The organism is Facilibium subflavum (genome assembly GCF_003574485.1).
In the GTDB taxonomy this organism is placed as follows: domain Bacteria; phylum Pseudomonadota; class Gammaproteobacteria; order Francisellales; family Francisellaceae; genus Facilibium; species Facilibium subflavum.
Genome location: NZ_QLIT01000044.1, coordinates 1 through 9,852 on the forward strand (window position 1 = coordinate 1; position 9,852 = coordinate 9,852).

Below are 9,852 nucleotides of genomic sequence, written 5' to 3' on the forward strand. Positions count from 1 at the left end.
AAATGGAAAAGGTACTAGGACGCACTTTCTTAAATGATCTGATTAACCTGTTTCTGCCTGATTAATGAACTGCAAACCATCTGGCACTTTAACAGGCCTGCGTATTTGCGGGTTGATAAAAGCACAATCAATTTGTGATAAAGCGCAGATGATATTTTCATCGTTTTTTATTTCAGCATAAAACGTTAATTGCAGTTTACTGACATGGCTGACAGATAACATGATGTTAATACTATCCGGGTAAACGATTTCACGCTTAAAGGAAAGTACGATATTTTTGAATACCAGGCATTGACCTTGAATATTATTCAAACGATAGCCGTGCGACATTAAAAATTGCGAAATTGTTTCAGTAATATAGACCATGTACAGATCATTACTCACATGGTTTCCCATATTCATATCAAGCGCCCTTACCGGCATTTGATAATAAAATAAATCCTCTTTGACAAAAACCTCTGGTCGTTTTAATTTCATCGATACTCAATCTGTTACATAAGTTTCTATGTAGTATATCATCTGGCAAATACTAAGCAGTCATTTTATAGTACATCTGCTAAAGTATATTGATCTAATTCATTAAAAAATGCACTCAATGCCTGGCCAAGCATCCCTTTTAACTTACAAGCCGGCAATAAAGCGCAGCTGGATTTTTCTTGATTAAAACATTCTGCGATATAAAAATTTGGTTCAAGCTGTCTTATCGTCTGACCTAAATTAATTTTATCAGGTGCTAATGCAAGCTTAATCCCACCATTTTTTCCTTTAATACTTTCAATGAAACCATATTTAGACAAGTTATGCACAACTTTAACAATATGATTAAGCGAGATATGATGAAATGTAGCAATTTCCTTTGACGTGCAAAGCCTGGTGTTATGCAGGCCTAAATAAATTAAAACACGTAGAGAATAATCTGTAAATGTAGTTAACTGCATCGAAGATATGAACGCCAAAAAATCGTTTCAATATTGCTTACTATGTCCTTGACAGTGTGTTTTGTAAATATGTATATTAAATGCATATTTACAAAAGGAGTCAATAAATGCTTAGCAATAAAACCATTCAAATTGTTAAATCTACCGCACCTGCTCTTGCTGAAAAGGGCTTGGAAATTACTAATTGCATGTATCACAATATGCTATCAAATGAACCTGAAATTAAAAAAATGTTTAATATCTCGCATCAACGCTCAGGACTACAACCCAAAGCACTTGCTAATGCAGTTTATGCCTATGCACAGAACATCGATAACCTCTCAGCTTTGACCGATGCTGTTGAAGTAATGGCAGCAAAACACGTTGCCAGTCAAATCAAAGCTGAGCACTACCCCATTGTTGGCAAATACTTGTTAGCCGCAATTGATCAGGTCTTAGCACCTGGTCAAGAGATTTTAGATGCCTGGCAAAGTGCTTACCAGTTTTTAGCTGATATACTAATCGCACGCGAGCACATCCTTTATAAACAACAAAAGGACCAAGCAGGCGGCTGGCCAGGCTTTCGCGAATTTATCGTATCTGATAAAGTTGTTGAAAGCGATTGTATTACCTCGTTCTATCTGGTGCCAAAGGATCAAAAATCCATCGCAAAGCATTTGCCCGGACAATACATTACTATCTCACTTGATATCCCACAAGGGCAATATAAAAGACAATACAGCATTTCCTCTGTACCAAATGACAAATACTACCGTATTTCAGTGAAAAAAGAGAATACACCTTGTGGTATTGTATCAAATTATCTGCACGAGGAAATACAACTACAAGACAGTATTCATCTAAGTGCACCAACTGGCAATTTTTATCTTAAAGACAATGATAAGCCTGTTGTATTACTGTCTGCTGGCGTTGGATTAACGCCAATGCTTAGTATGCTTAGCTTTTTGCTCGAACAGAATCCAACTAAACCCATATATTTTATACATGCAACAAATAACAGCCAAAGCCATGCTATGCGTACTGATATTGATCGGCTAGCATTAAAATACCCTAATTTACATATTTTTTATAGCTATAGCCAACCACTTGAAAAAGATATTCAGCACCAAACCATGCATAAAACTGGACGCATAGATATGGATTGGCTACATCACATACTACCAGGCAATGACTGCGATTATTACTTCTGCGGACCACAAAGCTTTATGCAGATGGTGCAACAAACATTGCATCACTGGCAAGTACCAGCACAACAAATTAACTATGAAGTCTTTGGCCCGCAAATGGCTTGATTAAATCTCCGCAATTGCTTCTTTAAATATCTTTACAAATCTATTTATCTGCGGGTTATTGGATAGCGTATTTTTTAAGCAAAAAACCTGGTGCATTTTTCCATAATAACGAGGAAGCACCTGTTTTAATGGCTTTTTAAGGGCTGAGTTAATATAAAAATCTGGCAACATACCCACACCATAATCGCGTGAAATCAAATCCAGTAAGTGCTCGATAATATCTGATGAAAAATTTCCCTGAACCTGGATGATCTGCTTTTTATCCTGTGCGCTTTCTTTTGCTAGCGGGCTTTTTTCAAACACCTCAAGGTATTCTTTAAACCCGGTATTAAGGTAAAGAGAGTTATGTTTTTTTAAGTCGGAAAGGCTATTGATTTCGCCATGCTTTTCCAAATATGCTTGTGAAGCAAAAAACTGAAATACACCACTTTTTTGGGAAACAACTGACCACCGTGTATCAGTGATAATATGCTGATAATCCCCTTCAATAAATATACAGTCATACTCATTAATCATCGAACGCATCTGATCAATGTTAAGCTCCATAAATTTACTTGTATACGTCGTAATTTCAATTTTCAAATCCATTTTATCTATAAGTTTTGGATAAATTGCATCAAGAAAGAAATAGGACATCCCAGAGGATAAAAATAATTTAATCGGTTTATTTTCAGTAATACTTTCCTCTATGACTTCAAATTTTTTAAAATATTGTGTTAGTTCATCATAATAGTTTTTTGTGTTGGTAATTAGCTCATTTGCAAATGCCGTTTTATTAAGCCCCGTTGTTGAGCGGATAAAAAGCTTTTTCCCTAAACTTTGTTCAAGTGCGCTAATACGCCGCTGAAGCGTTACATGACTTACATTTGTATACTCAGATGCCCTTAAAAAAGAGCCTTTTTCAGCAACAATATAGAAAAATGCCAAATCATCAAAAGAAACCATTTTACGCCTCATACGATTTACACAACTACCCAGTTTGTTTTACATAATTGTAAATCAATTTGCAACTTTTTGTATACCTTGTATCAGCGTAGCTTCATATAATACCAAACAAGAAAATAACCAAACCCGATAAACCAAAGGAATAAAAAACATGTCACAACACTTTAACGGGCTTTCATTACGCCAACGCATTATGCATATTGTATTCTTTGAAGCAATTGCTCTTTTAATATTGACACCTGTTGTTGCATGGGTTATGCATCAACAGCTTGATTATATGTTTTCGATGACAATTACCACCTCCCTTATTGCTTCACTATGGAACTTTTTATTCAATTATATATTTGATCAAGTCGAGAAAAAATTTGATCAAGATCGTATAAAACGCAGTATCACTTGCCGTGTGATACACACCACATTATTTCAGGTCTCTCTTATGATGCTCATTATTCCTACGATTGCAGTCTTTCTTGGCTTAAGTCTGACACAAGCCTTTTTGCTTGATATAAGCTTTTTATGCTTTTTTATGGCATATACGGCAATTTATAACTACGTGTTTGATCTTATCTTGTTTAAGGCGTTAAAAATCCATTTGAAAGCCCCTTAAATGGTGCGTTACAGACTGTCTGTTTTGTTTAAAGTTGTGCCAATTGATATCACTGTTAAACTGCCAGGCATAAAAGCAAAATTACACCAAAGACATCTTTATGTGTGATTTAACGGTGCTCTTGGTTTCACTTCTATTGACATATCCTGATCAACAAAGCCATGTTGCAAGCGATAAGCGCCAGCAATCGCAATCATCGCACCATTATCAGTGCAATAGGCCATTGGGGGGTAAAAAACTCGCCAGCTGTTTTTATCTGCCAGTTGCTGCAGCTTTTCTCGCAAATGCTTATTTGCACTGACCCCACCGGCAACAACAAGATTTTTTACTTTACTTTGTTTTAATGCACGCTTACATTTAATAACAATGGTATCAACAACGGCTTGTTGAAATGCATTGGCAATATCTGCCTTTGTTTGATCAGACTGATCACTCTGCTGCCATGTGTTTAATACAGCTGTTTTTAATCCGCTAAAACTAAAATCCAACCCTGGGCGGTCACACATGGGACGCGGTAATTCAAACTGATCAGGTTTGCCTTTCTCTGCTAATTTTGCCAGATGTGGCCCACCAGGGTAAGGTAAACCCAATAATTTAGCGGTTTTATCGAAGGCCTCTCCTGCTGCATCGTCAATCGATTCTCCTAAAAGCTTATATTGACCAAATCCATCCACCTCAATCAACTGCGTATGGCCGCCTGACACCAATAATGCGACATAAGGATAATCTGGTTTTTCACCTTCTGATAACAAAGGTGCCAATAAATGCCCTTCCATATGATGAATGGCAACACTTGGAATATCTAACATATAGGCTAACGCTTTGGCAAAAGCTGCCCCTACCATTAATGCACCGACTAACCCTGGCATTGCCGTATAGGCAATGGCATCAATCTCTTTAAGTGTGATTTTTGCTTCGGCTAAAGCCTCATAAACTAGTGGTTTTAATTTAGCCACATGATCGCGTGAAGCAAGCTCTGGGACAACACCACCATATTGCGCATGCAGGTCAATCTGGCTATATAATGCATTGGATAAAAGCCTGCCATTTTTACCATCATAAATCGCTACACCTGTTTCATCACACGAGGTCTCAATGCCTAAAACAATCATGATATACCTTTATGTTTGTGTCTTTTTCGCATACGTGTGAATACAACTAATAATGCACCAATTAATAACCCGATAATAAAAGTGAATAACAATAATATAATTAAAGGTAAACTAAAGGCACCAAACATATAATTAAACTGAACCGTTTGCGCATTTAAAATGGATAAAATACAAATGATGACAAAAATTATGATTAACAGAAAATAACCTATATACCTCATCAGTGTAACACGCATTAAAACTCACATGCCTGAGAGTATATACACATCGTACGTTATTTTACAGACTTTCTATACTTTTTACCTCGCTTAATGCGCATGCGTCGTTGTTTCACATTTTAAAGACTGCATTGCCAAAGCAATAGCACCCTTTAAACCAGCATCACCACCTAAGGCCGGTGGAACGATAAGCTGATCGATATCTGCTTCTAATAAAGCATGGCTGACATAACCATTAAGCATGACTTGTAGTTTCTTTTGAATCATTGAAAACAGTTGTGTCTGTTTCATGACACCACCACCCATAATAATTTTTTGTGGTGAGAGAATTAAAACGTAATTCACGAGTGCTTGCGCTAAATAATCTGATGCAATTTCCCAGGCAATGTGATCTTTTGGCAGATGACTGCAGCTTTCAACCTTAAAGCGCGTATTTAATGCAGGCCCAGAAGCCATCCCCTCCAAACAATTTTGGTGTATTGCACAAACACCATCAAACCCTTCTATTTCATTCGGACTTTTTTTGACGCGGATATGACCGACTTCTGGATGTGTTAAACCATGTAACATACGATTGTTCGCAATTACACCACCTCCGATACCCGTGCCTACCGTGATATATAGAATATCAGTCAACCCCTGTGCTGCACCCCACTTTTGCTCACCTAAAGCAGCAACGTTTACATCGGTATCAAAACCAATAGGGATTTCAGGGAAAAATGGCTGCAAATAAGCCAACATATTATAATGTTGCCAGGCAATTTTGGGTGTTTTCATCACACAGCCATAATAGGGGCTTTTTCTATCAAGACAAACCGGGCCAAAAGCACCAATACCTAATGCACGAATGTCATTATACTTTTTAAAGAACTCAACGACCTTGTCCAGCGTTTCTTCAGGGACTGTTGTTGGAAATTGAACCTTATCAATAATCTGTCCATCATCTTTGGCAACACCACAAATAAACTTGGTACCACCTGCTTCAATACCTGCGTATAAACTCATTTTTCTACAAATTTCACATAAAAGGTAACCCAGTTTATCGACAAAATCTGCATTTTACAATCCAAAAGCAGTTTATCACATCGTTTCTATCTGCTCACAAACCGCCAGCCACTCACCTTCTAAGGCATCTAATTGCTGTTGCTTTTGTGCTTGCTGTTGTATGCTTTGATTGAGTTTATCCTTATCCTGATATAAAGCCTCATCCTGCAATAATTCAGCAAGTTGTTGCAAATCCTGTTGTAAAGTATTGATTTGGCTTTCCAGCTTTTTTAATCGATTTCGCAAAGGCTGTAAAGCCTGGCGTTGTTTGGCCCGTTCCTGTCTGTCTTGCTTTTTATTAGTATCAAAGGCTTTATCAGGCGGTGATGTATTTTGCTTTAGGGCCTTATTCTGTGCCAACATGTATTGATAATAATCATTAAGATCCCCATTAAAATCTGCTACCTTGCCTTGATCAACCAGCCAATACTCATCAACCGTACTTTCTAATAAATAACGATCATGTGAAATCAGTAATAAAGCACCATCAAATGACTGCAAAGCAAATGCTAAAGCCTCTCGCATATTAATATCCAAATGGTTTGTTGGCTCATCTAATAATAAAAAATTAGGAGCCTGGTAGACAATAAATGCCAAGGCAAGCCTTGCCTTTTCACCACCTGAAAAGTTTTTAATTGTATTAAAGGCCATCTCATTTCTAAACTGAAAACGTCCTAGAAATTTTCGCGCCTCTTCTTCGGTAAGCTTTGAATCCAAACGCTGAAGTTGTGTTATCGCTGAAGCTGACATATCCAATGCATCCAAGGAGTGCTGTGCAAAATAACCAATACGAAGATCTGGGTGCTGTTTTATCTGACCAGATAACAAAGAAATCTCACCAACTAAAGATTTAATCAGTGTCGATTTTCCTGCGCCATTTTTCCCCAAAAGCCCGACTCGCATTTGTGAAAACACCATTTTTGAGACATCTTTTAATATCGCTTGATTTTGCTGATAACCTAAAAAAGCGTGATCTAATTGCAACAATGCCCCTGTTGGCAAACGTGTATTTTTAATAAATGAAAAATGAAACTGACTTTGGTCACTTACGGCTTCTATTTTCTGCATCCTCTCAAGCATTTTCACACGTGATTGTGCCTGTTTTGCCTTTGATGCTTTGGCTTTAAAGCGATTGATAAACTGCTCAAGATGTGCAATTTTATCCTGTTGCTTTTCATAGGTTTTCTGTTGTAAGGCTCTTTGTTCATGATATTGCTTTTCAAATGATGAATAATTGCCAGTAAAGCTACTTATTGTTTGATTTTCAATATGTAAAATACGTGTGACAACATTATCAAGAAAAATACGGTCATGTGAAATAAGTACAATTGCCCCATCATATTGCTGCAGATATTTCTCAAGCCATAAAACAGCATCCAAATCCAAGTGGTTTGTTGGTTCATCTAAAAGCAATAAATCTGCCGGTTGTAATAATGCCTGGGCTAAATTCAACCGAATCCGCCATCCACCAGAGAGGCTTTTAACCGGTTGATAGAACTGGCTTTGAGAAAATCCAAGGCCATCTAATAATTGTGCGGCTTTTGATTCAACCTGATAGCCGCCTAAGCTTTCAAATGTTTCATGCAGACTTGCATGCAAGGTATAATCTTCACAAGCAAATGCCGCATCCATTTGGGTTTTTATTTCATCTAACTGTACATGTCCTTTGATCACATAATCGATGACATTTTCATCCAGAAAATCACTATCAACTTCCTGTTTGACGGTAACAATTCGCGTACCCTTAGCAATTTCAATATAGCCTGTATCGCTTTGAAGCTTGCCAGCTATCAGGCCAAAAAGTGATGTTTTTCCACTGCCATTTTGGCCAACAAGACCTACTTTTTGCTGATTATAGATAGAGAAACTAACCTGAGAAAAAAGTGTTTTTAATCCCCTTTGTAACGTAACATCTTTACAAGTAATCAAGCCTCAAGCTCCATAAACTCACGCCAAGATCGCACCTCTACAGGTGCATCATGTAATTGCACTAATGAGCGCAAGGTTAACTCTGCAATCTGTAGATTGGTAATCAATGGAATATGATGATCAACGGCTAAACGTCGAATTTTAAATCCATCAGAGATGTTCTCATCACTGACCAGTTGCTGGCGTCTTGGAATATTGACGATTAAATCCACCTGATGCTCTGAAATCACCTCTTCCACATTTGGTGTTTGATTTTCACTTATTTTATACACAGGAATCGTCTTGATGCCTAAGTCTTCTAAATAGGCATGGGTTCCGGTTGTCGTATAAATCTCCCAGCCTTGCTCAGCTAATTGTTTTATCTCTGGGAGTAGTTTTGGTTTTTTATCACCACCGATGGATAGTAAGATCTTCTTACGCTTAACAAACATCTCTGTGGCCTGCCAGGATTTATAAAATGCATCCAGCAAATCATCACCAATACAGCCAACTTCACCGGTTGATGACATCTCAACATGTGCCACTGGATTTGCCCCTTTTAATCGGCTATAAGAAAACTGTGAGGTCTTCACACCAACATAATCCAAATCCAGTGTATTATAACGCTTTGGTGTGTATTTATCGATTACCACCTGTGTGGCAATCTCAATGAAATTATGCCCTGTCACCTTGGAGACAAATGGAAAAGAGCGCGAAGCACGAAGGTTACATTCAATGACTTTCAAATTGTTATCTTTGGCGATAAATTGAATATTAAATGGCCCTGAAATATTTAATTCTTTAACGATTTTTTTCGTGATTCGTTTAGCACGGCGAATCGTTTCTAAATACAGGTTTTGTGGTGGCAGGACAATTGTGGCATCACCTGAATGCACACCTGCATTCTCCACATGCTCAGAGATGGCATAAATCACAATATCGCCATTTTGTGCAACCCCATCCATTTCTAATTCTTTTGCATTTTTAATAAAATCTGAAATCACCACAGGATGCTCAGGCGAAACAGAAGTTGCTTCTTCTAAATACTGTTTTAAGTCATCCTCTGAATATATCACATTCATTGCAGCACCTGATAATACATAAGATGGGCGCACTAAAATAGGATAGCCAACTTTCTCTGCAAACTCCTTGGCATTTTCAAGCGTTGTCACTGATTGCCAGCGTGGCTGGTCGACATCTAAGTCATTTAACATCCGTGAAAAAAGGGCACGATTCTCGGCACGGTTAATATTTTCAGGTGATGTCCCTAAAATTGGGTAACCTGCCTTGTATAAAGGCATAACAAGATTATTGGCAATTTGCCCACCGACTGAAACAATAATCCCTTTGAGATGCTCAAAATCAGCAATATCCTGTACACGCTCAAAGGTAAGCTGTTCAAAATACAAGCGATCAGATTCATCATAATCCGTTGATACCGTTTCAGGATTTGAGTTGATAATAATCGGTGACTCACCCTGTTGCTTTAAGGTGTGTGCAGTTGTAACACCACACCAATCAAATTCAACTGATGAGCCAATACTGTAAGGGCGCATTCGGAATTTGTGGGTAAATAGTTCTTTACCGTTGAATTAATCTCCAAGGTATAATACAACTAAATGTATTCACCTTAATGAGTTTGACCATAATGAACTTAGCTGAGCAAAACTTACAAGACATTCAAAAAGAAATATCAACTATAATTGAAAAATTGACTGCGCTGAACACTAGTAAATGTATAGCATATAGCACCAATAAAGTTGAAACTGCTCAAGAGCTATCAAATAA

10 protein-coding genes are annotated in these 9,852 nt (G+C 37.6%); 2 read left to right on the forward strand and 8 right to left on the reverse strand.

The features are described 5' to 3' along the window. Positions 1–42: 42 nt before the first annotated feature. On the reverse strand, positions 43–477 hold the full coding sequence (locus DNK84_RS03475) for an acyl-CoA thioesterase (protein WP_119343182.1): 435 nt from the start codon (positions 475–477) through the stop codon (positions 43–45). 65 nt (positions 478–542) lie between these two features. After that, on the reverse strand, positions 543–938 hold the full coding sequence (locus DNK84_RS03480; RefSeq protein ID WP_119343183.1) for an RrF2 family transcriptional regulator: 396 nt from the start codon (positions 936–938) through the stop codon (positions 543–545). Between the two features lie 107 nt (positions 939–1,045). Here DNK84_RS03480 and hmpA point away from each other — a divergent pair, with 107 nt between their 5' ends. Beyond that, on the forward strand, positions 1,046–2,230 hold the full coding sequence (hmpA, locus tag DNK84_RS03485) for an NO-inducible flavohemoprotein (RefSeq protein ID WP_119343184.1): 1,185 nt from the start codon (positions 1,046–1,048) through the stop codon (positions 2,228–2,230). On the opposite strand, the gene DNK84_RS03490 is transcribed toward hmpA, so the two are convergent. Next, complete coding sequence (locus DNK84_RS03490) at positions 2,231–3,187, reverse strand: LysR family transcriptional regulator (protein WP_119343185.1); 957 nt, start codon at positions 3,185–3,187, stop codon at positions 2,231–2,233. A gap of 139 nt (positions 3,188–3,326) precedes the next feature. Between DNK84_RS03490 and DNK84_RS03495 the strand changes: the two genes are divergently transcribed. Next, the gene (locus DNK84_RS03495) at positions 3,327–3,782 is read left to right on the forward strand and encodes a PACE efflux transporter (RefSeq protein WP_119343186.1); all 456 of its coding nucleotides are present in this window, start codon (positions 3,327–3,329) and stop codon (positions 3,780–3,782) included. Between the two features lie 98 nt (positions 3,783–3,880). Here DNK84_RS03495 and tsaD read toward each other — a convergent pair whose 3' ends face one another. The 5 genes from tsaD to DNK84_RS03520 all read right to left on the reverse strand — a co-directional run bounded on the left by tsaD (position 3,881) and on the right by DNK84_RS03520 (position 9,620). Further along, the gene (tsaD, locus tag DNK84_RS03500) at positions 3,881–4,894 is read right to left on the reverse strand and encodes a tRNA (adenosine(37)-N6)-threonylcarbamoyltransferase complex transferase subunit TsaD (RefSeq protein WP_119343187.1); all 1,014 of its coding nucleotides are present in this window, start codon (positions 4,892–4,894) and stop codon (positions 3,881–3,883) included. Further along, the gene (locus DNK84_RS15035) at positions 4,891–5,130 is read right to left on the reverse strand and encodes a LapA family protein (RefSeq protein WP_119343188.1); all 240 of its coding nucleotides are present in this window, start codon (positions 5,128–5,130) and stop codon (positions 4,891–4,893) included. Before DNK84_RS15035 ends, tsaD begins: the two co-directional genes overlap by 4 nt. Before the next feature lie 72 nt (positions 5,131–5,202). Then, a complete protein-coding gene (locus DNK84_RS03510) occupies positions 5,203–6,117 on the reverse strand; it encodes an ROK family protein (protein WP_119343189.1) in 915 nt (304 codons plus the stop codon). A gap of 75 nt (positions 6,118–6,192) precedes the next feature. Further along, the gene (locus tag DNK84_RS03515; RefSeq protein WP_119343190.1) at positions 6,193–8,085 is read right to left on the reverse strand and encodes an ABC-F family ATP-binding cassette domain-containing protein; all 1,893 of its coding nucleotides are present in this window, start codon (positions 8,083–8,085) and stop codon (positions 6,193–6,195) included. Next, the gene (locus tag DNK84_RS03520; RefSeq protein ID WP_235826813.1) at positions 8,082–9,620 is read right to left on the reverse strand and encodes a carbamoyl phosphate synthase preATP-grasp domain-containing protein; all 1,539 of its coding nucleotides are present in this window, start codon (positions 9,618–9,620) and stop codon (positions 8,082–8,084) included. Before DNK84_RS03520 ends, DNK84_RS03515 begins: the two co-directional genes overlap by 4 nt. Positions 9,621–9,852: the final 232 nt, after the last annotated feature.

What these genes read in the sequence shown, in the direction of transcription:
- DNK84_RS03475 (WP_119343182.1), bottom strand. Translation starts at nt 477, where the DNA reads ATGAAATTAAAACGACCAGAGGTTTTTGTCAAAGAGGATTTATTTTAT.
- DNK84_RS03495 (WP_119343186.1), top strand. Translation starts at nt 3,327, where the DNA reads ATGTCACAACACTTTAACGGGCTTTCATTACGCCAACGCATTATGCAT.
- hmpA (WP_119343184.1), top strand. Translation starts at nt 1,046, where the DNA reads ATGCTTAGCAATAAAACCATTCAAATTGTTAAATCTACCGCACCTGCT.
- DNK84_RS03520 (WP_235826813.1), bottom strand. Translation starts at nt 9,620, where the DNA reads ATGCGCCCTTACAGTATTGGCTCATCAGTTGAATTTGATTGGTGTGGT.
- DNK84_RS15035 (WP_119343188.1), bottom strand. Translation starts at nt 5,130, where the DNA reads ATGCGTGTTACACTGATGAGGTATATAGGTTATTTTCTGTTAATCATA.
- tsaD (WP_119343187.1), bottom strand. Translation starts at nt 4,894, where the DNA reads ATGATTGTTTTAGGCATTGAGACCTCGTGTGATGAAACAGGTGTAGCG.
- DNK84_RS03510 (WP_119343189.1), bottom strand. Translation starts at nt 6,117, where the DNA reads ATGAGTTTATACGCAGGTATTGAAGCAGGTGGTACCAAGTTTATTTGT.
- DNK84_RS03490 (WP_119343185.1), bottom strand. Translation starts at nt 3,187, where the DNA reads ATGAGGCGTAAAATGGTTTCTTTTGATGATTTGGCATTTTTCTATATT.
- DNK84_RS03480 (WP_119343183.1), bottom strand. Translation starts at nt 938, where the DNA reads ATGCAGTTAACTACATTTACAGATTATTCTCTACGTGTTTTAATTTAT.